Annotated in this window: 22 protein-coding genes; 12 read left to right on the forward strand and 10 right to left on the reverse strand. The window is 43.2% G+C overall.

The genetic code is table 11. The annotated features are described in order from the left end of the window. The first annotated feature begins 29 nt into the window (after positions 1 to 29). The 6 genes from FGM00_RS09660 (at position 30) to FGM00_RS09685 (ending at position 6,252) form a co-directional block, all read left to right on the forward strand. Entirely contained in the window at positions 30 to 1,004 is a 975-nt protein-coding gene (locus FGM00_RS09660; RefSeq protein WP_138852710.1) for a glycosyltransferase family 2 protein, read from the forward strand. 18 nt (positions 1,005 to 1,022) lie between these two features. After that, entirely contained in the window at positions 1,023 to 2,732 is a 1,710-nt protein-coding gene (locus FGM00_RS09665; protein ID WP_138852711.1) for a phospho-sugar mutase, read from the forward strand. Positions 2,733 to 2,741: 9 nt separating this feature from the next. Beyond that, on the forward strand, positions 2,742 to 4,565 hold the full coding sequence (locus FGM00_RS09670) for an ABC transporter ATP-binding protein (protein ID WP_138852712.1): 1,824 nt from the start codon (positions 2,742 to 2,744) through the stop codon (positions 4,563 to 4,565). 123 nt (positions 4,566 to 4,688) lie between these two features. Beyond that, positions 4,689 to 5,228, forward strand: coding sequence for an RNA polymerase sigma factor (locus FGM00_RS09675; protein WP_138852713.1), 540 nt, complete (start codon positions 4,689 to 4,691; stop codon positions 5,226 to 5,228). A 63-nt stretch (positions 5,229 to 5,291) separates the two neighbouring features. Continuing rightward, the gene (locus FGM00_RS09680; RefSeq protein WP_138852714.1) at positions 5,292 to 5,804 is read left to right on the forward strand and encodes a hypothetical protein; all 513 of its coding nucleotides are present in this window, start codon (positions 5,292 to 5,294) and stop codon (positions 5,802 to 5,804) included. Further along, positions 5,797 to 6,252 (forward strand): hypothetical protein, encoded by a 456-nt coding sequence (locus FGM00_RS09685; protein ID WP_138852715.1) that lies wholly within the window; start codon positions 5,797 to 5,799, stop codon positions 6,250 to 6,252. The genes FGM00_RS09680 and FGM00_RS09685 overlap by 8 nt, the downstream gene beginning before the upstream one ends. Positions 6,253 to 6,386: 134 nt before the next feature. On the opposite strand, the gene FGM00_RS09690 is transcribed toward FGM00_RS09685, so the two are convergent. The 8 genes from FGM00_RS09690 to FGM00_RS09725 all read right to left on the reverse strand — a co-directional run bounded on the left by FGM00_RS09690 (position 6,387) and on the right by FGM00_RS09725 (position 11,507). After that, complete coding sequence (locus FGM00_RS09690) at positions 6,387 to 7,412, reverse strand: WD40/YVTN/BNR-like repeat-containing protein (protein ID WP_138852716.1); 1,026 nt, start codon at positions 7,410 to 7,412, stop codon at positions 6,387 to 6,389. Between the two features lie 21 nt (positions 7,413 to 7,433). After that, on the reverse strand, positions 7,434 to 8,129 hold the full coding sequence (locus tag FGM00_RS09695) for an SCO family protein (protein WP_138852717.1): 696 nt from the start codon (positions 8,127 to 8,129) through the stop codon (positions 7,434 to 7,436). Then, the gene (locus FGM00_RS09700; protein WP_138852718.1) at positions 8,104 to 8,712 is read right to left on the reverse strand and encodes a toxin-antitoxin system YwqK family antitoxin; all 609 of its coding nucleotides are present in this window, start codon (positions 8,710 to 8,712) and stop codon (positions 8,104 to 8,106) included. Before FGM00_RS09700 ends, FGM00_RS09695 begins: the two co-directional genes overlap by 26 nt. Positions 8,713 to 8,720: 8 nt before the next feature. After that, positions 8,721 to 9,482: a YHYH protein gene (locus FGM00_RS09705; protein ID WP_138852719.1), complete on the reverse strand. Its 762-nt coding sequence runs from the start codon at positions 9,480 to 9,482 to the stop codon at positions 8,721 to 8,723. 126 nt (positions 9,483 to 9,608) lie between these two features. Further along, positions 9,609 to 9,899, reverse strand: coding sequence for an EF-hand domain-containing protein (locus FGM00_RS09710; RefSeq protein ID WP_138852720.1), 291 nt, complete (start codon positions 9,897 to 9,899; stop codon positions 9,609 to 9,611). A gap of 130 nt (positions 9,900 to 10,029) precedes the next feature. Beyond that, positions 10,030 to 10,539, reverse strand: coding sequence for a Spy/CpxP family protein refolding chaperone (locus FGM00_RS09715; protein ID WP_138852721.1), 510 nt, complete (start codon positions 10,537 to 10,539; stop codon positions 10,030 to 10,032). Positions 10,540 to 10,544: 5 nt separating this feature from the next. After that, positions 10,545 to 10,877 carry a hypothetical protein gene (locus tag FGM00_RS09720; RefSeq protein ID WP_138852722.1) on the reverse strand — a complete coding sequence of 111 codons (333 nt, stop codon included), beginning with the start codon at positions 10,875 to 10,877 and terminating at the stop codon, positions 10,545 to 10,547. A gap of 48 nt (positions 10,878 to 10,925) precedes the next feature. Then, entirely contained in the window at positions 10,926 to 11,507 is a 582-nt protein-coding gene (locus FGM00_RS09725) for an RNA polymerase sigma factor (protein WP_138852723.1), read from the reverse strand. A gap of 75 nt (positions 11,508 to 11,582) precedes the next feature. Between FGM00_RS09725 and FGM00_RS09730 the strand changes: the two genes are divergently transcribed. Further along, a complete protein-coding gene (locus tag FGM00_RS09730) occupies positions 11,583 to 12,800 on the forward strand; it encodes an RsmB/NOP family class I SAM-dependent RNA methyltransferase (RefSeq protein WP_138852724.1) in 1,218 nt (405 codons plus the stop codon). A gap of 134 nt (positions 12,801 to 12,934) precedes the next feature. Here FGM00_RS09730 and FGM00_RS09735 read toward each other — a convergent pair whose 3' ends face one another. Continuing rightward, positions 12,935 to 13,372 (reverse strand): DUF805 domain-containing protein, encoded by a 438-nt coding sequence (locus tag FGM00_RS09735; RefSeq protein WP_236262992.1) that lies wholly within the window; start codon positions 13,370 to 13,372, stop codon positions 12,935 to 12,937. A 338-nt stretch (positions 13,373 to 13,710) separates the two neighbouring features. Here FGM00_RS09735 and FGM00_RS09740 point away from each other — a divergent pair, with 338 nt between their 5' ends. Further along, on the forward strand, positions 13,711 to 14,538 hold the full coding sequence (locus FGM00_RS09740) for a hypothetical protein (RefSeq protein WP_138852725.1): 828 nt from the start codon (positions 13,711 to 13,713) through the stop codon (positions 14,536 to 14,538). 342 nt (positions 14,539 to 14,880) lie between these two features. Beyond that, positions 14,881 to 15,282 carry an endonuclease domain-containing protein gene (locus FGM00_RS09745; protein WP_138852726.1) on the forward strand — a complete coding sequence of 134 codons (402 nt, stop codon included), beginning with the start codon at positions 14,881 to 14,883 and terminating at the stop codon, positions 15,280 to 15,282. A gap of 86 nt (positions 15,283 to 15,368) precedes the next feature. Here FGM00_RS09745 and FGM00_RS09750 read toward each other — a convergent pair whose 3' ends face one another. Continuing rightward, a complete protein-coding gene (locus FGM00_RS09750) occupies positions 15,369 to 16,958 on the reverse strand; it encodes a zinc-binding metallopeptidase family protein (RefSeq protein WP_138852727.1) in 1,590 nt (529 codons plus the stop codon). 196 nt (positions 16,959 to 17,154) lie between these two features. Between FGM00_RS09750 and FGM00_RS09755 the strand changes: the two genes are divergently transcribed. The 3 genes from FGM00_RS09755 (at position 17,155) to purL (ending at position 22,868) form a co-directional block, all read left to right on the forward strand. Then, on the forward strand, positions 17,155 to 17,523 hold the full coding sequence (locus FGM00_RS09755) for a hypothetical protein (protein WP_138852728.1): 369 nt from the start codon (positions 17,155 to 17,157) through the stop codon (positions 17,521 to 17,523). 157 nt (positions 17,524 to 17,680) lie between these two features. After that, a complete protein-coding gene (locus tag FGM00_RS09760; RefSeq protein ID WP_236262740.1) occupies positions 17,681 to 18,817 on the forward strand; it encodes a hypothetical protein in 1,137 nt (378 codons plus the stop codon). 184 nt (positions 18,818 to 19,001) lie between these two features. Beyond that, entirely contained in the window at positions 19,002 to 22,868 is a 3,867-nt protein-coding gene (purL, locus tag FGM00_RS09765; protein ID WP_138852729.1) for a phosphoribosylformylglycinamidine synthase, read from the forward strand. Positions 22,869 to 22,897 lie beyond the last annotated feature (29 nt).

Below are 22,897 nucleotides of genomic sequence, written 5' to 3' on the forward strand. Positions count from 1 at the left end.
ATTTTTGAAAATACAATCAGAAGGGTATAATGAATTTATCTGTAGTAATTCCTCTACTTAACGAAGCAGAATCACTAAAAGAACTTCATGATTGGATTGCAAAGGTTATGCAATCCAATCATTTTTTATATGAAATTCTATTTATTGATGATGGTAGTACCGATGATTCGTGGGATATTATTACGAAACTCGCCCATGAAAATCCGTCTGTAAAAGGAATACGATTTCAACGTAATTTCGGTAAATCGCAAGCCTTGCATGCCGGTTTTAAAGCAGCCAAGGGCGATGTGGTCATCACCATGGATGCCGACCTACAGGACAATCCGGAAGAAATTCCCGAATTGTACAACACAATCCAAGAAGGGGGATTCGATTTGGTTTCCGGATGGAAGAAAAAGCGATATGATTCCGTACTCTTTAAGAATATGCCTTCAAAATTGTTCAATTGGGCAGCAAGAAGGACTTCGGGTGTTCGCCTGAACGACTTCAATTGCGGATTGAAGGCATATCGGAACGAGGTGATCAAAACCATAGAGGTGTCCGGCGAAATGCACCGATATATTCCCGTTCTTGCCAAAAGTGCCGGGTTTACGAAAATCGGTGAGCAAATCGTTCAGCACCAGGCCCGCAAGTACGGAAAAACAAAATTCGGAATGGAACGATTTATCAATGGCTTTTTAGATCTTATCACCATTTGGTTCGTCTCCAAATTCGGCCGGCAGCCCATGCACCTTTTCGGCGCCTTGGGCGTACTGATGTTTACGATCGGTTTTGGTTTTGCCATATATTTGGGCATTGACAAGCTCTTCATCAATAAGGCTGGACGGCTGATTACCGATAGACCCCAATTTTTTATCTCGTTGACGGCGATGATTATCGGTACACAGCTATTCCTAGCTGGGTTTTTGGGGGAATTATTGACACGCTCTAAAAAGAACGAAACTAGATATACCGTTTCCGAAGAAATTAAGAGCCCTAAGCAGGAAAAACAATACACGGAATAATTTTGATATCAATTTATTATGGATACATTTTTAGAAAATGCAAAGACGTGGCTGTCCGACTTTTTTGAGCCGGGCGTCAAAAAAGAGGTACAAGACCTAATCGACAACGACACCAACGAGCTGAAAGACCGCTTTTACAAGCACATGGAATTCGGAACAGGAGGCATGCGCGGGATGATGGGCGTCGGTACCAATCGAATCAATAAGTACACCTTGGGAAAAAGTACCCAGGGTCTGAGCAATTACCTCAAGCAGTCCTACGCCGGTGAGTCCGTTCAAGTCGTCATCGCGTACGATTGCCGCCACAATAGCGATACTTTAGCACGCACGGTAGCAGAGGTGTTTTCGGCAAATGGCATTAAAGTCTTTCTTTTTTCGGAATTACGGACTACCCCCGAACTCTCCTTTGCGGTACGGCATTTAAACTGTCACGCAGGAATCGTACTTACGGCTTCACACAATCCGCCCGAATACAATGGTTATAAGGTATATTGGACCGATGGCGGGCAAATCGTACCCCCACAGGACGGAGCGATAATCGCTGAAATAAATTCTCTTTCCTTTGAGGACATCAACTTCAAAGCAAACGATAGTTTGATCGAAATGATAGATAAGGAGGTTGATGAAGCCTTTATTAATGAATCGGTCGCCAACGGAAACTTCAACGCCCAAGGCAAAGATGATTTTAAAATCGTATTTACCTCGTTGCACGGCACTTCGATTACGGCCATACCCGAGGTATTAAAGCGGGCAGGCTACAAAAACGTGACCGTTATCGCAGAGCAGGCCAAGCCCGATGGTGCTTTTCCGACGGTAAAATCACCTAATCCCGAAGAACCGGAAGCCTTGTCGATGGCGATACAAAAGGCCGAGGAAATAGGTGCCGATATGGTGGTAGGTACCGATCCCGACAGCGACCGTTTGGGCATTGCCGTACGCAACTTGGAAGGTAAGATGGAAATTGTAAACGGCAATCAGGCCATGGTACTAATGACCCGTTTTCTGTTGGAAAAACAAAAGGAAAAAGGGTTTGCGGGCAACGAATTCATTGCAACGACAATCGTTTCTACGCCCATGATGGAAGAGATGGCGAAAGCCTATGGGGTTGAATTCAAAACTGCCTTGACCGGATTCAAATGGATCGGGAAAATGATCAAGGATTTTCCCCAATCGAAGTTTGTTGGTGGCGGAGAGGAAAGTTTCGGCTATATGGTCGGGGATTTTGTGAGGGATAAAGATGCCGTTACCTCTACCCTATTGGCCTGTGAAATCGCTAGTCAGGCAAAAGCGAATGGAAGCTCGTTCTATAAAAATCTGATCGACTGTTATGTAGACTTTGGTTTTTATAAAGAGCATCTAGTTTCGCTTACCAGGAAAGGAATCAGCGGGGCAGAAGAAATCAAACAGATGCTGATTGATTTTAAGGAAAATCCAGTCGAATCGGTGGCGGGTTCCAAGGTACGATGGATAGAGGACTACAATACAGCAACGGCTACCAACGTCATTACCGGAGAGGAAAAACACATCAATCTACCCAAGTCGAACGTGTTGATCTATGAGACCGAAGATGGCACTCGGGTTGCCGCACGACCAAGTGGTACGGAGCCCAAAGTAAAATTTTATATCAGTACGAATGCGAAATTAGCCCATGCCGATGATTTTAAAAAGGTAAGTGCCGAGTTGGATGCAAAAATAAAAACGATATTGGCCGAACTCGATTTGGGGTAAGCCGTCTTCATGGACTATTTCAAAAAAATTCTTCGCTTTGCAAAACCATATCGCAGGTACGGGTATCTGAACATTTTTTTCAATATCCTTTATGCCCTTTTCAGTGCGCTCTCTTTTGCCGCGTTGATTCCCATGTTGAATGTCCTTTTCGACAAGGCCGAGCCGGTGACCAAATTACCGGTTTACACCGGTATCGGGGACATAAAGGATTACTTTTTGGACTATATGGGCTATCACGTAACCCAGTATTCCGGAGGGGATAAAATGAAAGGCCTTGTACTGGTCATAGGACTGATTTTGGTGCTTTTTCTCCTTAAAAACCTGTTCAACTATTTGGCGATGTACTTTATTACCTTCCTGAGAAACGGGGTGTTGAAAGACATCAGAAATGCGATGTACGCCAAAATCACCGAATTGCCCATCTCCTATTATTCCGAAAAGAAGAAAGGAGACGTGATTGCCCGCATTACCTCCGATGTTTTGGAAATTCAGCATTCGTTTCTTTCTATTCTAGAACTGATTGTACGAGATCCGTTGACCATTCTCTTTACGATATTGATTATGTTCGGACTTAGTGTGAAATTGACACTTTTCGTATTTATTTTTATCCCCATTGCGGGTGGTATTATTTCTTGGATAGGGAAATCCCTCAAAAAAAAGTCTGACGATGTACAGCGTGAACAAGGTCAATTCCTGTCAATTGTCGAGGAAACACTAGGTGGACTAAGGGTAATCAAGGCCTTCAATTCGGAATCCAGGTTTTATAAGACCTTCTCCACTTCAACAAAACGTTTTTTCGATTTTTCGAATACACTGTTGAACCGTCAAAACCTCGCGTCCCCTACCGGGGAATTTTTAGGCATACTGGTCATCGGAGTGCTACTTTGGTTTGGCGGGAAAATGGTACTTGTAGAGGAAACCCTAGATGCCTCTTCGTTTATAGCCTACATGGGCCTGGCTTATAACATACTTACACCGGCCAAATCGATAAGTAAGGCATCCTACGGTGTTAAAAAGGGTAATGCCGCGGCAGAGCGGGTACTTGAAATCCTGGAGACCGAAAATCCGATTTCGGAAATCGCGAATGCTATCGACAAAACGGATTTCAACTCCGGATTGGTACTCAAAAACATTTCGTTCAAATATGCGGATGATTACGTTCTGAAAAACTTTAATCTTACCGTTCCCAAAGGGCACTCTGTGGCATTGGTCGGGCAATCGGGAAGCGGAAAAAGTACCATTGCCAATTTGGTTACCCGATTCTATGATGTGAATGATGGTGTAATCGAAATCGATGGCATCAGTATAAAGGACTTGACCAAAAAATCGCTCCGAAATCTGATGGGATTGGTTACGCAAGATTCTATCCTTTTCAACGATACCGTTCGAAAGAATATAGGTCTGGGAAAAGAAAATGCTACTGAGGAAGATATTATAGAGGCGGCGAAAATAGCTAATGCACACGACTTTATTTCAGAATTGCCCTTGGGTTACAATACCAATATCGGAGACAGTGGTAACAAATTAAGCGGGGGTCAAAAGCAACGCTTGGCTATTGCCAGGGCCGTTTTAAAGAATCCGCCTATCATGATCTTGGATGAAGCCACCTCGGCATTGGATACTGAAAGCGAACGCTTGGTACAGGACGCCTTGGAAAAAATGATGCGCAACCGTACTTCCATCGTTATTGCGCATAGACTCTCTACCATACAGACCGCAAATACCATCGTGGTACTCCAAAAAGGGGAGATTGTAGAACAAGGCTCGCACGAGGAATTGATGGCCAAAAACGGTTCGTACAGAAAACTTGTTGAAATGCAATCGTTGGGGTAAGCCTCCTAACCTCCAAAGGGGGAATCTTATGCTTGCGCAAATATTCGAATACCACCTTCGTGATCTGGGGCTTAAACCTTTTCTTAACTTTAGCATCCAATACCTAGTTTAAAAGAACAACTATTGATAGTTGAAGCCGATTTAGTAAAACAATTAAAAGATTCGAAAACCCGATCGAAAGCTTTTGAGGTGTTGGTAAACACCTATAAACAAAAGTTGTATTGGCAAATCCGTAGGATTGTATTGAATCATGACGATGCAGATGATGTGTTACAGAACACCTTCATCAAAGTCTTTCGAAATATCGATGGATTCAATAGCCAAAGCAAGTTGCATACCTGGATGTATCGCATCGCAACCAACGAGGCTTTGACTTTTTTGAGGGTAAAGTCAAAAAAAACGGGCTGGAGCGATGGGGTGATGCAGGACAAGATGATTGAAAATCTTCGAGCCGATGTTTATTTTGATGGAGATGAAATTCAACTACAATTGCAAAAAGCGATTGCGACCCTCCCTGAAAAACAGAAATTGGTTTTTCAAATGAAATATTTCGAAGAACTGAAATACACCGAAATTTCGGAAATACTGGAAACGTCGGTGGGTGGACTAAAAGCATCCTATCATCTGGCCGTAAAAAAATTAGAGGCCTATTTGAAAGATTGATGTGACAACATATATAACATACACCAATTAAACCATTTAAGTGATTGAGCGTCAAAATATAGAATGAAAGAATCGAATAAAAATAATCCGTTTACAACACCCGAAGGTTACTTTGAGAACTTTACGGACAGGCTTATGGATCAACTAAGCCAAGAGTCGCCCGAATTACCTAAAGAAGAAGGTTTTATCGTGCCCGAGGATTATTTTGATGGGGTGTACAAAAATGTTCAGCACCAATTAGCAACGAAAGAAACCAAGGTGGTTCAACTTCATCCCTATCGTAAATTTTATTTTGCGGCGGCGTCAATTGCGGCAGTTGCTGTACTTGTTTTTGCTCTCAATTGGAACGCTTCCGAAGAACTTACCTTCGAAAGTCTGGCCGAATCGGAAATCGAAAATTATTTTGAAACCAATGAATACGATTTAAGTGCTTACGAATTGGCCGAAGTGATTCCACTTGACGGATTAGATATTGATGATATGCTGACAAATCGCTTTGAAGAAGAAAATGTCATCGATTATTTAGATGAAAATATAGAGGATTTTGAAGAACTAAATCTTGAAGATTATGAATAACCTAAAGACTATACTCCTAGTGATGCTTTTGTTGACCACTGCAATCTTTTATGGGCAACACAAGCACGACCATGAAAAAATAAAATCGCTTAAAGTAGCCTTCATTACCGAAAAATTGGATTTATCGAGCAGTGAAGCCGAAGCCTTTTGGCCCATCTACAACGACTATGAAAAGAAAAGGGAAGCCCTGCGTCAGAAAGAGCGGAAAGAGATAAAGAGCAAGATTAAAAGTGCCGATGAACTTTCGGAAAAAGAGGCCAAAGACCTTTTGGAAAAATACATCAGTTTTGAGGAAGAAGAAGAGGCGCTCGACAAGACGTTTCTTAAAAAAATAAACACAGTCATATCGGCAAAAAAAACGCTTTTATTGTTAAAGACAGAAGATGAGTTCAAAAGACAATTGATACGGCAGTATCGCCAAAAAAAGGGCGGTGGCGGGTTTCGTTGATTGTAGTTCGGTAAGCTGCAAAAAACGGGAAATCTTTGTTTCATTTTATATCACCTTCCAGTATTAAAGCGATACAATGCTAAGAACCATCGTCTAAGGTCAACAAGGTTTTTCTTGGATTAGGAATAAAAACTCTATCTGAAAGCCAACTTGGCAATTCGATTCCTGCCGGCCGCATAGGCCGTCGAATCATTTAAAAAGCGTATCGTAAAAAAGGGCTCATCGGATAGCTTTTTCCATGATTTACCGATATCACTCGAATAGGATATGCCGGTAAGACCAAGTGCAACGATTTCCTTTCCTTCGGAGTTTGGCACAAATTGCACACAACTTTTATAGGACGGATTTTGACCGTCTGCGAGCAGCTCCCAGGTTTTGCCCCCATCTATCGTAATCGCTTTATTGGCCGTATTCCGTTCAGGATTAGTATAGTCGCCGCCAAAAGCTATCCCAATGTTTTTATCCCAAAAATCGATGGAATAGATGCCTTGTGTTGCTTCGGTATTTGCGACTGGGGTTTCAAAGGCTTTCCAGGTCGTTCCCTTATCCGGTGAAAACAGAATGCGTTTGGTTGTCGCGATCCAGGTGTAATCCCCAATCGTTTTGATATTGGTATTACTTGCCGCAAAGGCACCCTCGCCTTCAATCCCTTCGGGTAGTCTCTCACAGGGAATTTTACTCCACGTATAACCACCATTCCTACTGATTATGATGCTCAAGCAACCGTCTACACTATCGCCGATTGCGATACCCTCGCTGTCGTTCCAGAATGTCATGGCATCATAAAAAACGCCATCACCTTCTTCCATGTATACCAAATCCATCTTCCCACCTTCTCCGGTTTTGTAAAGCAGAGCCGGGCTACCCACAGAGAGCATGAAAAAATCCGAAGAAGTATGTGCAATGGCGCGGAACTCGGGGATGCTGGTATGGAACTTCTTTACGCCTTCCATAATTTTTCCATTCCTTAAATCGATGTTTCCAAAAGTTCCTTTGTTGGCCGCGTAGCGCAGCGTGTTCCCGACAAGATCAATCGCACGAATGCTTAGGGAATCCTGGTATATCGGCTCGATTTTCACTGTTGTATAAGGAGCAGGTCTTTGATTTTCCGCACAGGAAAAAGTGAACAAAAATAGAAATAAAATGGTCAAATAGCGCATGCTCAAAAATAGCACAAAATATTAGAGTTCTTCTTTAAGCGCTTTGACATCTGTTATCAATTGAGCGACAGACGCCCTATTCAATCCATTATAAATACCCCGAATATGTTTGTTTTTATCGATAAGTAAGAAATTTTCAGTGTGTAAAAAATCATTAATGTCTTTCGGGATTCCCAAGTCGTTCTCAACAAAATATTCTTCTCTGCCTAGTTTATAAATTGTCGTTTTATCGCCTGTAACCAAGTGCCATTTGTTGGCAATGATATCATGTCTTTCCGCATATTTTTTAAGAACAGCAACCGAATCTATCGTTGGTGTAACGGAATGTGAGAGTAATAAAATGTCATCATCATCTTCAAACTCTTCCTGTAATTTCAACATATTCCCTGTCATTTTCAAACAAATACCTGGGCAGCTGGTAAAGAAGAAATCCGTGATATAAATTTTGTCATCAAAAGTTTTGGGCGTAATGGTATCGCCGAGTTGGTTAATCAATTCAAAGTCCGGAATCTTATGAAATTGCCGCTCCTCTTCACTATTCGGGCGTAACCAATTTGGGGTGAAAGTTACTTCATTGTAATAGGGTAGGTTTTCAACTCTACTCGCTTCCTCTGTTCGGATATGCTCTTTTTTGATTTCCTTTTTACAACAGATAAAAAGTATCACCAAAAATATCAATACAAGCCTTTTACTATTTGCTTCTAACAACAACCTCATCTTCCAATTTATAACACGAACTAGCCCTTTTCATCCCAAAAATGCGTCCATTCTTGGCTTCGTAGTTGACATATAATTTACCATTCTCAAGCCATGCTTTTTGCAAGCCTTCTTCCTTTCCTTCAACCAGTTGGCGTTCTTTTGCCAGTTGCCCGGTGGGGTACCATTTCTTTTCCACACCGTTCATCTTCCCGTCAACATAATTGGCCTCTGAACTCAAAACACCATTTTCCCACCAACTTTTATAAGGCCCTGTCAAACGATTTCGTGTATAGTGCGATTCGACACGAAGCACTCCGTTTTTAGACCATCGCTTGGCGATACCCTGCCTTTTCCCGTTATAATACCCCAGCCGCTCTTCCATCGCTCCGTTTTGATGAAATTTTATCGAAAACCCAGTAAAAGGCAAGTTATTATGATACCATTTGCCTTCGACCGGGTTCAATACCAATTCATTTTTTGACACCTCGACACTGTCGATAACAATCGATTTATCAACAGTGCGTTCGGCATCATGGGTTTTTTTGCAGTTGAAGTTGCTGCAAGAAAGTAGGACTAAGAATATAGGGAAAAGCGATTTCATATTTTTATCTAGTACCCCTGAAAAGGACCCGCGAAAGCGATGTATGATCCAGTTGTTGAGTAGAGTTCATTGATAATGTGATAATGGTACTCGGCGTCCCCATCGGTATATTGCGTAGCAGTCGTATGTCCGCCGGAGGCATCTAAATCTGTAGGATACGTTCCGATAGAATTACATTTTCTTCCGTAGAGAAAAACCCCGTCCAGCAAAATACCGGCCAGTTCATCATCATCATCTGTAAACGCCTTGGGTTCTAAATGGTAATGATATACACTAGGTCCGATATGGGCACCGGTCCAGTCCAAACTTCCCGCTGCCTGGTCTAAGGGGCCGTTCCCTTCTTGGTCATTAAAAATATATGATCCACTTACTGCGATACCGATAATACCTAGTTCAGTGGCAACCGTGCTTCCAGTTAAATCGGGACTAGTATCTACCGTTATTGTCGCTCCCTGGTTACGGTCGGGGATTCTAGTTGGAGTAAGGTTTACATCCGGCTCCGCTCTATAAAGGTCATTGTCTTCTCCCCAATAAACAGTTTCGTGATCTGGTAAACCAGTAGTCTCGATAACCACGTTCGACCCATCCAAAAATATGGTTGTGGCATCGGCATTAAATGCCGAGAAAGCTGCGTGCAGTACTGTAGCAACGGGGTCGTCGTCCTCAATTACTTCATCTTCAGTACTATCGTTGCTGCAGGCAACGAAACCCATGATTGCAAAAAGTAGTAGGGACAGAACTACGGAAACTTTTTCTAATTTATTTTTCATAACGTCTTACTTTTATTATTAGATATGATATTCTGATCAAACTTGCGCTTAGTGCTGATTTTTTAAAAGCTCCACAAGTGCTTATGAAGCTTTTGCAACCAACTAAAACCAACAACTGAAAACGTACTATCTTTTCTTCGGGCCTCTTTTTGGCCTTGGTGCCTTGTCAAATTCTTCCTTTGTTATAAAGCCATCTTCGTCGGTATCTACCTTAGAAAAATTCTCCTTTAACGGCCCCTTCAATTCATCCTTTGAAAGTTTCCCATCTTCATTGGCATCCATCTCCTTAATTAGCTCATTGAAAGTCGGGGGTTTTTTTCTGCCTTCCTTATTCTGTGATTGTGCAAAAGAAATGTTCGAAAAAAATAAGGTCAGCCCAAAAACTATAATCGTTGTTCTAAATGTGTTCGTATTCATGTTTACTATTTTTACCTGTTTGTTCTTTTTTAGATGTACTTCATTTTAGAAACCTGTGGGGGACCTTGTTAAAAAAAGCACAAAAAAACCTGAACTAAAATTCAGGGTTTAATAAATTCAAAATATGATCTCAGCGTCCTCTTGGTGGGGAAGGAGGGCGATTTTCATCACCCGGTCTTCTTGGGGGTCCATTACGATTTCTACCGCCTGGTTGGTGCAAAGCATCTTTAATTATTGCATTAAATCGAACTTTTTGTTCCGCATTACAGAGTTCTCGAATGGCTTCGAAAAACCTAAATGTCTCCAACTCTTTTTTAACCTCTATACGGGCGATCATAGTTGCAAGGGAATCGATTTCTGGACCCTTGGTCGTCTCATCTGATAATTTATCGAACAATATATCTTTTGCTGCCCTGATATCGTCGAATATGGCGCTCATCTTTTCGCGATGTGCCGCATCCAACTTTTCAAATTGCTGCGATTGGGTGGCATCAAACTTCAACTCTTTGGTAATAAAGTTCGAAGGACCCCGCCTCATAGGACCATCATTATAGGAGGTACTAAAGTGTTTGAATAAGAAAAAGCCGTTCATAACAACTAAAAAACCCAGTAAGATGTATAAGAGTATATTTTTCTTCATATCACTTAATTCTGGTATAGATAGAAATCGGTACTCGTTTCCGAGAGTCCGTACATTTCCGCAAAGTTCTCGACATTATCCGTATAGCTGTCGGAGGTGTACGATAGGAGGGCTACTGTGTTCAGTACCACGAAACAGATAAGAGCTACCAATTGATACCTTGGGGTAAACCAAAAGAACGGCGCTTTAGACGCTTCCACCTTGGTATTTTGGTCCCTAATTCTATTGAGCACCTTATCTTTGAAGAAAGGTGGTGCCTTAACGGTTTCGATATCCGAAACAGCATCTAAGGTTTCCGCTACCAGCTCGTCTATATTTCTTTTACTATTGGTACCCATTACTTCTGTATCTATTCGTTGAGATGCTATTAGCGACAAAAACTTGTGCTAGTTTCCTTCCTTTTTATAATAATCGTGCAATAAACCCTGTAAATTCTTTTTTGCCCTAAACAGCAGTGATTCAATTGAGCCTATGCTCTTTTGCGTAATATCGGCAACCTCCTGATAACTCATACCATCAATCTTGTTCAGTGTATATACCGTACGCTGAGCTTCTGGAAGCTTGTTGATGGCAGCAAACAGAATTTCACTTTTCTCCTTGTTTTCCAATTGTATTCCCGGGTGATTAAACTCAGTAAAATAGGTGCTTCTGTCTATTGCAGTATCATTTCCCAGAAGCGATTGCATGAATCCAAAACGCTTTTTCGCATTTTTCTTTCTAATGAATTCCAAACTCTTGTTGACGGAGATGCGATAAATCCATGTAGACAATTTTGAGCCCCCTTTAAATTTAGAAATCGAATTGAAGACTTCTATAAAAACTTCTTGCGCCAAATCCTCAGCATCCTCGGCATTGGGTACGAAAGAAATACAGGTATTGAAAACCTTTTTCTGGTACTCGACCAATAATCGACCAAAGGCCTCATTGTTTCCTTCCCGTAAACTCTCCAAAAACTGATTTTCCTCCAATAGCCGGATTTGCTTCGCAAATTACAGAAATTAAACAATTTCAAAAGCCTACCTTTGCACCCTTATTTTTAATGGATGAAATTACATAGAAACCTTGTATTCGCGGTCATCGATGCCCTGAACCTCATCTTCAACGAAGGCGAGTATGCCGACAAGGTGGTGCAAAAAGTTCTGAAATACGATAAACGTTGGGGATCTAGAGACCGAGGGTTTATCGCCGAAACCACCTATGAAATGGTTCGTTACAAGAGACTTTACACCGAAATAGCGGAGGTAAAAGCACCTTATAAACGAAGTGAACTGTTTCGTATGTGGGCCGTCTGGGCCGTTTTAAAAGGCATACAATTACCCGATTGGAAACAAATCGAACCCACTCCGGAACGCCGTATTAAAGGAAAGTTCGACGAGCTTTCGAAAATCAGGAAATTCAGGGAGTCGGTTCCCGATTGGATCGATGAACTTTGCGTAAAGGCCCTGGGCGAGAAACTATGGACCGTGGAATTGGCTAAACTCAACGAACCGGCAGAAGTAATTCTTCGTACGAACACCTTAAAGACCACCAAAGAAACACTTCAAAAAGCGTTATTGGAAGAGAATATCGTTGTCGAACCGATCAAAGGCTACGCATCGGCGTTACGCCTTCCTCAAAGAGCCAACGTTTTTCAAACGGAGGCTTTTAAGAAGGGTTACTTTGAGGTACAGGATGCCTCATCGCAGCTGGTAGCCGAAATGCTCGAGGTTGAACCTGGACAGCGCGTTGTGGATACCTGTGCAGGTGCCGGTGGAAAATCGTTACATCTGGCGGCCCTTATGGAAAATAAAGGCCAGTTGATCGCCATGGATATTTATGGTAGTAAGCTTAAGGAATTGAAACGTCGCGCCCGAAGAAACGGCGCACACAATATTGAACCACGGGAGATTACCTCCACAAAAATCATCAAAAAACTTTATGGCAGCGCAGACCGTGTCCTGATCGATGCGCCTTGTACGGGATTGGGCGTACTGCGTAGGAACCCCGACTCGAAATGGAAAATGCAGCCGGAATTTTTAGAGAAAATCACCAAAACACAGCACGAAATCATTCGGTCGTATAGTAAAATCGTAAAATCAGGCGGTAAAATGGTCTATGCGACTTGCTCTATACTTCCGCAAGAAAACAGTGATCAGGTTTCCTCATTTCTAGCTTCGGAAGAAGGCTATAACTTCACACTCGCCAAAGAGAAAAAAATCTACGCCTCTAAAAGCGGATTCGACGGATTTTATATGGCCTTGTTGGAGAAAAAACCGGACTGATAAAATACTTCTAAGGTCTCCATTAATGAAATCCCCTTCGATTCATGAAGGGGATTTTTTTATAAAAGTATACCTGTATTTTTATTCCTTTCTACGATAATAGGCAACAAAGGCCTTCCGCTCAAATTAAATGACTAAACAGCCGTCATTAGTGTCTCCCTGCTAAAATCTTTTGGATCTTCGCCATATTGGTTGGTATTCTTATCGCCCTCGGTGGCATAAAAGACCAATAAAATCAAACTTACGAACGGTACAAATCCCAATAAAAGAAAAGCGCCAGATTTTCCTGTGTCGTGTAGCCTTCTAACCGCCACCGCCAAATGGGGAATAAAAGTACCCAGCGCGAAAATCATAACGAGTATGCCTCCGATTCCTGCCAGTACCGGAATATCGGCTATCGCTCCCAAAATCATTATAACATAAAGGGCGATAATAACGAATACGTTTACAAGTGTAAAATTCCAATACTCCGAGCGTCTTGCCCTTCCATTAAAATTGGCATAGTTTTCCACTAACGCTTTCTTATACCAGTCGATCATGGTAAAATCTCTTTCTTGCTTTTTGCTTTCCATACTAATTTGAATAAAGTTGATAGATTAGGATTCAGAAACGAAGCGCGTCCTAAAAAATTACAACTATTTCGTAATTATCGATGAAGTGCACAGAAATGCATATAAAATTTTAAAGGCTAGAAAAAGTTATTTTGAAGCCTACGGGGATTGTATCACTCCGGCTTAAGGTTTCTTTGCACAAATAATGAGTATAATCAGGATGATAATTAAATAAATCAAATAATGGACTTCAAATGAACCTTTTGAGCACATATTCCGCGACGCTATTTGCCGAGGTCGAAACCACCGAAAATGGTCTAAAAGATTCACAATTGCGTATATTTAATTAAAATACCAAGATGCTGCCAGCCATAAAAACGAAGTCTTTTCTGCCCATTTTTGGTTGCTTTCCATTTCTCATCAGTTGCGGAAAAACATCGACCACTGGAGATTCCGTTAATGAAACTGTCGACCAAAACGATGCTGCACTTAAATTCCTCATTGAGGACATGACACTGGCGCATGAAGCAAAACCAAAGGGAGTGCCCTATGCTGATTGGGTAGACGGACCGAGAATCGGCTACGGAAACAGTCCACCGGACGGCTGGACGGCTATGATGCCATGGGGACAGGTCTATGTAGATGAGACGGGGTTCCAGGCAGGGAATGTGCGCTTTCAGATAAGGAACCTCCAAACCTGGTACTTGAGCAAATCACAGGGAAAATGGCTGCCTTGGAGGAACTCTTCGGATATCGATGGGGCAAACTATACCGAGGATTTTCAAGACGACGTCAACCTACCGGCAGATATCCGAATAGAAACTGCTAACGGTGGCGGTATATCGTCAACCCTTATCCCGGGCCATAACTTTCATTTCTGGTCGGCTGAAGGACGTGTTGGTATTAATCCTGATGATATTGATGCCGTATGGAGTGCTGTAGACGCTCGACTTATTTTGGAGAACCCCGATGGCGTCGACGAAAGGGATAGTGCACGCCTGATGATGTCCGTTGGAGCGGATTACTGGCTTGACTTAAGCGCACCATGGGATCAATGGACAACCAATGGCGATATTTTTATCGGCAGATTTCGATATATGACATCGGAATGGCAGCGTTTTCATGCCCATACATTAACCGAGGAACAGATTGAGAAAGGATTGCTTCCTCCTTTTCGAGTGGAGTGAAAACTTATTTAAACGAATTATCTCCTACTTCCGCGAAGTTCTTTTAGCTATCATCAAATTGAAATCCATAATAATATTCTGAGGATATTACGAAAGTGATATATTAACTTTTGAGTCCGACAGAAGTAAGCCACCACCGATTGAAGTGCTCGAATAGTTTGTCCTTTTTATATATTTTCGCCAACACCTCCCTTAGTCCCTCCTTTCTAGGAGGGAAACTCACGTTCCATAGAATTGCTTGAACATAGTGATTCCGCAACAGTTTCCCCTCTATTAAGAGGGGATTAAGGGGTGTGTAGGGTTGAATTCTTATCTTTAACATGCCCAATGTAATCGACTGATATGAAAATCAAATATAACCCCAAACTCAAAGAACTAGCCCGGCAACTTCGCAACAATTCCACCAAATCAGAAATTCGCTTATGGCAAAAATTAAAACGCAATCAGATGCATGGGTATGACTTTCATCGCCAAAAACCCATCGATGAATATATTGTAGATTTCTTCTGCAATAAGTTGCAATTGGCCATAGAATGCGATGGGTATTCACACGAAATTTTAGAAGTTTGGAAAAAAGATGTTAAGAAAACCAAACGATTAAATCAATTAGGCGTTCGGGTGCTTCGCTTTTCCGATCATCAAATTATGAATGACATTGAAAATGTTTTAAGACATATTGAGGATTACATATTAACTTTTGAGTCCGATGGAAGTAAGCCACCACCGATTGAAGTGCTCGAATAGTTTGTCCTTTTATATATTTTCGCCAACACCTCCCTTAGTCCCTCCTTACTAGGAGGGAAACAGGTGTTATGAATCCGACCTTTGCTTTACTCCTTTAGCGTAGGGTACTCCACTCCCAATTGCTCCAAATACGAATCGTATTTGGTTTCGTCGTAATAAAATTGTTCCAGCTGAGCACGAAATTCCTCTTGCTTGTCCGTATTGAGATAAATCGGCGGCATGTCGTTCTCCGAAATCATGGGAACAAACTTGGTTTCTTTGGTCTGCTCGTTACTGAAATACTCCCAAGCATCCTTTAAGAGACCCGGTTGCAATAGAAAATCCAAAATAGTCATGGCTTCGGCCTTCGCCCCTGCCACGACACCTTTGTGCGCTATAGGAGTTGCCATTGAAATGGCATTGCTCCAGTGGTGCCCTTGTAAGCCGGGAATGTTGGAGGGAAAACGCATGGTAACCGTTGGCACCTTCCATGAAATATCCCCGATATCGTCCGAGCCACCGCTCACCGGATTAACCACGGGCAAGCCCAAGGGCGCAAGTTTCGTGGCCAAACCATCAAGGCTATCGGATTCCACTTCAGTTTGAACTGCTTTCGCTAAGGCTTGGTCATCTTCGGACCACTGTGGCAAACCGACCTTTTTGATGTTTTCGTACATGGTTTCGGCAATGACCTTATTGAAATGTCTTGGCCAAGCTGCACCCAATATCTTGGATTTCATGGTCGTCCCGGTCATTAGGGCAGCACCTTTGGCGATGTTATTGGCTTCTTCGTACATTTCCATAATCCCGTCGTACTTGATATCCCTAAAATAAAACCAGATAGCTGCTTTTGAAGGTACGACATTGGGTTGGTCACCGGCATCGGTAAAAATGGAATGCGAACGTTTTAGGGGATGTAGGTGCTCCCGCTTGTAATTCCATCCGATATTCATAAGCTCTGCCGCATCCAAAGCACTTCTTCCGCGCCACGGAGCACCCGCCGAGTGAGCAGATTCCCCTTCAAAAGAGTATTCCACGGAAATCAATCCCGTTCCCCTCGCCGGGCCATAGGAGACCGTAAAATTATTACTCACGTGGGTAAAGACGCACATATCGATGTCATCGAAGAGTCCGTCGCGCACATACCACGCTTTGGCCGCTACCAATTCTTCCGCAATGCCCGGCCACACCAAAAGCGTTCCCCCGATGTTTTCTCTTTCCATGATCTGCTTGACCGCCAATACGGCCGAAATATTCAAAGGGATTCCGGCGTTGTGCCCTTCGCCGTGACCCGGTGCTCCGTCCACCAAAGGTTTATGATACGCCACCCCAGGATACTGTGATGCTTTCGGAATACAGTCGACATCGCTTCCGATAGCAATGACCGGTCCTTCACCATTGTCCCATTTGGCAAACCAGGCCGTCGGGATTCCGGAAATGGAATGTTCTATTTCAAAACCATTCTTTTCCAATATGCCCGTAAGATATTTGGAGGACTCGACTTCCTGAAAACCCAGCTCCGCAAAACTGAACACCTTGTCGACCATTACTTGGGCTTGCTTCTTATTGGTCTCAACGATTGCCGCAGCTTCGGCCTTTATTTTTTCTATCTGTTTTTTGGAATATTTTTTCTGGGCCTGTACAGAGGCCACAAAAATTATACAGGCGGCCGTCATTAAAATTCTGGACATTTTCATAAGGTCGGGCTTTTTTTGAATTCGCTAGTGTCTAAAGTATGAAAACAATCGGTAAGTTGGTGGCCGTATAACCGTAATATATACAATATCGCTTCCCTTACCGAATGCGTGTATATGGTTCCTGTAGGATAGGCTATTCTTTTTAGCTTTATTCCAAGGATTGGCTATCTTTATTGAATTTAATCAATTGGTACCAATGAAAAAAATACTGTTCTTATTACTTGTTACAGCTACCACCTCCTGTATTATGTTACAAGAAAAAGGCATTGCCTTTAAAATCACGAACAACTCAGGGTCGGCGATTACCGGTGTAAAAATCGCCACCTCGGAAAATTTGGACAGTATCACTTTTGAGCACATTGCAAAGCGCGACAGTCGAGAAGGTTTTTTATCCATGAAAAACAATAAAACGGATGGTTCTTACACCTTGGCGTTTAAAGATAGGGATGGAAACGTTAAGGGAGTTTCCACTGGTTACTATACCAATGGGAATAGTTTAGACAGTTATATTCGCTTTGAGATACAAAAAGATACTACCTTGGTTAAATTTGGAGAATTTCCCTAACTAAGCAGCACTCAATGATTCTCGCCGTGTGGTCAGTACCCGACGTTAGGAACTTTTTACAATCCTTTGGAAAAATATAGAAAAAGACCTGAATTTATACTACCTTAAAACTAAGCTGAATACTTCTTCTCGTTTTATCGAATTTTAAAAAAATAGCATGCCACTACGCCCATTCAGATTACAAATTCCATTCCTTCTAGTAATACTTCTCATTTTTAATAGCTGCGCTAGTAGTGATGAAACCAACGAAGAGGCGGAAATCGGTGGACCAATTGCCACGGATATTTCCGTAACATCGGCTGAAACTTTGATTTTATGGATCGATGCTGCCGATTTAACATTAAAATTGAGCAATGCCCTAAGCTACTCATACGGCGTTGCGTCTGAGAGCGATACGGAAAAACTTCAAAGCTTTAACGCCGATACCACTCAGGTTACCGCTTCAATAGCTTTTAAAGCCGCGGCGCAAGGTGATTACAACGATACGAATACATCGAATAATTCAACTACTATTGCCCTTGAAAAAGAGGTTGAAACTTCGAACCCTATAAGTGTTCTACTAAGTGCCGATGGGCCTGGAAACACCTATGACCTGATTACTTCGGTACTCGCACCTGGTCATGATCCCATTGAAGTTCCAGATTGTAATCACGCTGCATTCGGCGAACATATTGATGAGCTTTTCGATACCGAGTTAAATGCGAATGTCTTTCGATTTTACATACATACGACACCCGACAATGACCGCTGTATTAATTTTGACCGACAACGCAATGAAATAAAAACCTATGACCGATCCCCCGATAATTTATTGGGTATGGAAAACGAAACGGTTGAATACAAATGGAAATTTAAACTGGCTGCAGGTTTTCAAGCCTCACCGAATTTTACCCATTTGCATCAATTGAAGTCCGTGGGAGGCTCTTTAGAAAGCATGCCCATGTACACCCTTACAGCAAGAAAAGGGACCCCTGATCGATTGGAGCTACGTTATGCCGAAACCGATGACCAGGAGACGGTTGCACAAACCGACCTGGCACCACTAACAGATACCTGGCTTGAAGTTACCGAAACCATAACTTATGCCACATCGGGCACATACGCAATCGAAATAAAAAATGTAGCTGACGGTACTGTTCTGTTTGAATATTCTAATGGCTCCATCGTCAATTGGAGACCTGGGGGAAGTTTTGTCAGACCAAAATGGGGCATTTACAGGAGTTTATTGAATGACCAAGACCTCCGGGACGAAGAGGTATTATTTGCGGATTTTAGCATAACGGAAATCGAGTAGCAGCGCCATTGATTAGGTATAAAAGAGTTGTAACTTTTTAGCGCTTGGCGAATAATCATCTCCATAAAATTCCATTTTCATTTTATCAACACCCTCCGTTCAAAACTGTTTTAAATCCATCAGAAAAAGGTGCGAAAAAGATGTAATTTTGCGACTTTATTAATCATTCCAACCCAGTCGCCAAATGATTCATTTTTTCGGAGAGCAAACCGCAAAAGTTTTTGCAGTTCAAACAGAGGCATCACTTTCTCAGGAAGACATCAAAAAATTAACTTGGTTATTTGCTTGTCCTGAACTTGTTTCAGGTGCAAACAACAAACCGCTGGCGTCTCTTGACGCCTTTTTTATTGGGCCTCGTGCCGCGATGGTTACTCCCTGGAGTACCAATGCCACCGAAATCACCCAAAATATGGGTATTTCGGGTATAATTCGTATCGAGGAGTTTCAAGCGGTCGATGAAGCCTTCACCGATTTCGACCCCATGCTATCCCAAAAGTATACCGGGCTCACCCAAGATATCTTTACCGTTGCCATACAGCCGGAAGCTATTTTGGAAATCGATGACATCGCTGCCTATAATGACCAGGAAGGTTTGGCGCTCAACGATGAGGAAGTAGCGTATCTCAATGGACTATCGACTAAACTGGGTCGAAAATTGACCGATTCAGAGGTCTTTGGGTTTAGTCAGGTCAACTCTGAACACTGCCGCCATAAAATTTTCAACGGTACCTTTGTCATTGATGGCGAGGAGATGCCTACCTCTCTTTTCAAGATGATCAAAGAAACGTCGAAACAGCACCCGAACGACATCGTTTCGGCCTACAAAGACAATGTGGCTTTTGTAGTAGGTCCGACCGTGGTGCAATTTGCGCCCAAAACAGCGGACAAACCCGATTTTTATCAAGAATCCGAATTTGATTCGGTGATTTCCTTAAAAGCTGAAACCCATAATTTCCCCACAACTGTAGAACCCTTTAATGGTGCCGCCACCGGCTCCGGAGGTGAAATACGAGATCGTCTGGCTGGGGGAAAAGGCTCCTTGCCTTTAGCAGGAACAGCAGTATACATGACCGCTTACTCACGCCTGGAAGAAACTTCCGAATCCGCTCCCTCCGAATCCGCTCAGGGAACGCAGGATAAGAAGTCTAGACCATGGGAAAACGCAATGCCGGCTCGCGAATGGCTCTACCAAACCCCAACGGATATTTTGATAAAAGCCTCCAATGGCGCATCGGACTTTGGTAATAAGTTCGGGCAACCTTTAATCTGTGGCTCGGTGTTGACTTTTGAACATGATGAGGCCTCCGTGCCCTTCGACTCCCCTCAGGGTACAGAGACTTCGGAGATTAGGGCCCTGAGCGAAGCCGAAGGGTCAAACAATCTAGATTCCAAAGAGGTCTCGACTGCGCTCGACCGGACAGTTGGAAGAAGATTGGCCTACGACAAAGTCATCATGCAAGCCGGTGGTATCGGTTACGGGAAGGCGGAACAAGCCTTGAAAGACACGCCAAAAACAGGCGATAAAATCGTCATCCTGGGCGGTGACAACTACCGTATCGGAATGGGTGGTGCAGCGGTCTCCAGTGCCGATACCGGTGAATTCAGTTCGGCGATCGAATTAAATGCTGTGCAACGATCGAATCCCGAAATGCAAAAACGGGCCGCCAATGCCATTCGCGGAATGGTGGAGAATGATAAAAATCCCATTGTATCCATTCACGACCATGGTGCGGGCGGACATCTCAACTGCCTATCGGAATTGGTCGAAGACACTGGCGGTAAGATAGATTTGGATAAATTGCCTATAGGCGACCCTACCCTATCCGCCAAGGAGATCATCGGGAACGAATCGCAAGAACGTATGGGCCTCGTAATCGGTAAAAAGGATATCGATTTGCTCCAACGAATAGCGGAACGGGAACGTTCCCCTATGTACAAGGTCGGGGACGTGACCGGAGACGACCGCTTCACGTTCGAATCCCAAACGACTGGTGAAAAACCGATGGATGTAAACCTTTCCGACATTTTTGGAAGTTCCCCAAAGACCATCCTGACCGACAACACCGTAGACAGAACGTACAAAGATGCGGAGTACTCCTTGGAGTTCTTTCATGACTATTTGGAACAAGTATTACAATTAGAGGCCGTGGCCTGTAAAGATTGGCTCACCAATAAAGTGGACCGATGCGTGGGCGGACGTGTTGCGAAACAACAGTGTGCAGGTCCGCTTCAATTGCCATTGAACAATGTTGGGGTGATGGCCTTGGATTTTAAAGGGACAGAGGGCATTGCGACCAGTATTGGCCACTCCCCTATTTCAGCCCTTATCGACCCCGCGGCGGGAAGTAAGAACAGTATTGCCGAGGCGCTGACGAATATCATTTGGGCCCCTTTGAAAGACGGACTGAAATCCGTTTCGCTATCCGCCAATTGGATGTGGCCTTGTAGAAACGAGGGTGAAGATGCTAGGCTTTACAAGGCCGTCAAGGCCATTTCCGACTTCTCGATTGCGTTGGGTATCAATGTGCCCACTGGCAAGGATTCCCTTTCCATGAAACAGAAATACAAAAATGGGGAGGTCATCAGTCCGGGTACCGTTATTATTTCCGCTGCTGGAAATTGCAACGACATGACCAAAGTGGTCGAACCTGTGTTGCAAAAAGACGGTGGGGATATCTATTACATCAACCTGTCAACAGATTCCTATAAACTCGGAGGTTCCTCTTTCGGGCAGGTCCTGAACGCGGTGGGAAGCGAAGCCCCTACGATAAAAGACGACGTCTATTTTGCCAACGTTTTCGATACCATTCAAACTCTGATCAAGCAAGGCCAAATCATTGCCGGCCACGACATTGCCTCTGGCGGTTTAATTACCACGCTGCTGGAATTGTGTTTTGCGGATATCGACCTAGGAGCGGAATTCGATTTATCCGATTTGGGCGAATCGGATACCGTAAAACTCCTATTTTCAGAGAACGCGGGCATCGTTTTTCAAGTTCACCCTCATGCATATCAGGATCTTGAACAAATCTTGGATGACGCCAAAATAGACTACAAAAAAATAGGCAAAGCAACTTCGAAAGCGGAAGTCACCATCAAGAATGGCGGTATGGAAATGGGTTTAAATGTTTCATCCTTAAGGGATACTTGGTTCAAGACCTCTTATTTGTTGGACAATAAGCAAACGGCAAAGGGTCTGGCAAAAGACCGCTTTGATAATTATAAGGAGCAACCGTTGCAATACAAGTTCCCAAGCCAATTCACTGGTAAGAATGTTACCCTGAACTTGTCGAAGGGTAGACCCAAAGCAGCCATACTAAGAGAAAAAGGCAGTAATTCCGAACGGGAAATGGCCAATGCAATGTACCTGGCCGGCTTTGATGTAAAGGACGTACACATGACCGATTTGATCTCTGGCAGGGAGACATTGGAGGACATCCAATTTTTAGGTGCCGTAGGCGGATTTTCGAACTCCGATGTACTAGGCAGTGCCAAAGGTTGGGCGGGAGCCATCAAATACAATGAAAAGGCCAATGCGGTCATCAAAAATTTCTTTGCACGACCCGATACACTCTCTATCGGCATTTGTAATGGGTGTCAATTGTTTATGGAATTGGATCTCATCAATCCGGAACATGAAATTCACGGTAAGATGACCTACAACGACAGTCATAAGCATGAAAGTAATTTTACATCGGTCAACATACAGGAAAACAATTCGGTTATGCTATCGAGCTTGGCAGGCACTACGCTAGGTGTTTGGATTTCACATGGGGAAGGTAAATTTGTACTTCCCAACTCCGAGGACAGCTACGACATTGTGGCCAAATATGGTTATTCGGGCTATCCGGCCAATCCGAATGGAAGCGATTTCAATACGGCCATGCTCTGCGACTCCACTGGCCGCCACTTGGTGACCATGCCGCATATCGAGCGTTCTACCTTCCCTTGGAATTGGGCGCACTATCCTAAAGACAGAAACGATGTAGTTTCGCCTTGGTTGGAAGCTTTTGTGAATGCCAGAAATTGGGTTTTGAAAAATAAAGCCTAATTTAGAGCTGTACTGTATTGGTAATCAAG

It is taken from the genome of Aggregatimonas sangjinii (assembly GCF_005943945.1).
GTDB lineage: Bacteria > Bacteroidota > Bacteroidia > Flavobacteriales > Flavobacteriaceae > Pelagihabitans > Pelagihabitans sangjinii.

Bases quoted from the DNA above. Each gene is read 5' to 3' on its own strand.
- FGM00_RS09665 (WP_138852711.1), top strand. From the start codon at position 1,023: ATGGATACATTTTTAGAAAATGCAAAGACGTGGCTGTCCGACTTTTTT.
- FGM00_RS09690 (WP_138852716.1), bottom strand. From the start codon at position 7,412: ATGCGCTATTTGACCATTTTATTTCTATTTTTGTTCACTTTTTCCTGT.
- FGM00_RS09670 (WP_138852712.1), top strand. From the start codon at position 2,742: ATGGACTATTTCAAAAAAATTCTTCGCTTTGCAAAACCATATCGCAGG.
- FGM00_RS09750 (WP_138852727.1), bottom strand. From the start codon at position 16,958: ATGAAAATGTCCAGAATTTTAATGACGGCCGCCTGTATAATTTTTGTG.
- purL (WP_138852729.1), top strand. From the start codon at position 19,002: ATGATTCATTTTTTCGGAGAGCAAACCGCAAAAGTTTTTGCAGTTCAA.
- FGM00_RS09685 (WP_138852715.1), top strand. From the start codon at position 5,797: ATGAATAACCTAAAGACTATACTCCTAGTGATGCTTTTGTTGACCACT.
- FGM00_RS09735 (WP_236262992.1), bottom strand. From the start codon at position 13,372: ATGGAAAGCAAAAAGCAAGAAAGAGATTTTACCATGATCGACTGGTAT.
- FGM00_RS09740 (WP_138852725.1), top strand. From the start codon at position 13,711: ATGCTGCCAGCCATAAAAACGAAGTCTTTTCTGCCCATTTTTGGTTGC.
- FGM00_RS09700 (WP_138852718.1), bottom strand. From the start codon at position 8,712: ATGAAATCGCTTTTCCCTATATTCTTAGTCCTACTTTCTTGCAGCAAC.
- FGM00_RS09705 (WP_138852719.1), bottom strand. From the start codon at position 9,482: ATGAAAAATAAATTAGAAAAAGTTTCCGTAGTTCTGTCCCTACTACTT.
- FGM00_RS09760 (WP_236262740.1), top strand. From the start codon at position 17,681: ATGCCACTACGCCCATTCAGATTACAAATTCCATTCCTTCTAGTAATA.
- FGM00_RS09745 (WP_138852726.1), top strand. From the start codon at position 14,881: ATGAAAATCAAATATAACCCCAAACTCAAAGAACTAGCCCGGCAACTT.
- FGM00_RS09715 (WP_138852721.1), bottom strand. From the start codon at position 10,539: ATGAAGAAAAATATACTCTTATACATCTTACTGGGTTTTTTAGTTGTT.
- FGM00_RS09730 (WP_138852724.1), top strand. From the start codon at position 11,583: ATGAAATTACATAGAAACCTTGTATTCGCGGTCATCGATGCCCTGAAC.
- FGM00_RS09720 (WP_138852722.1), bottom strand. From the start codon at position 10,877: ATGGGTACCAATAGTAAAAGAAATATAGACGAGCTGGTAGCGGAAACC.
- FGM00_RS09660 (WP_138852710.1), top strand. From the start codon at position 30: ATGAATTTATCTGTAGTAATTCCTCTACTTAACGAAGCAGAATCACTA.
- FGM00_RS09710 (WP_138852720.1), bottom strand. From the start codon at position 9,899: ATGAATACGAACACATTTAGAACAACGATTATAGTTTTTGGGCTGACC.
- FGM00_RS09695 (WP_138852717.1), bottom strand. From the start codon at position 8,129: ATGAGGTTGTTGTTAGAAGCAAATAGTAAAAGGCTTGTATTGATATTT.
- FGM00_RS09680 (WP_138852714.1), top strand. From the start codon at position 5,292: ATGAAAGAATCGAATAAAAATAATCCGTTTACAACACCCGAAGGTTAC.
- FGM00_RS09755 (WP_138852728.1), top strand. From the start codon at position 17,155: ATGAAAAAAATACTGTTCTTATTACTTGTTACAGCTACCACCTCCTGT.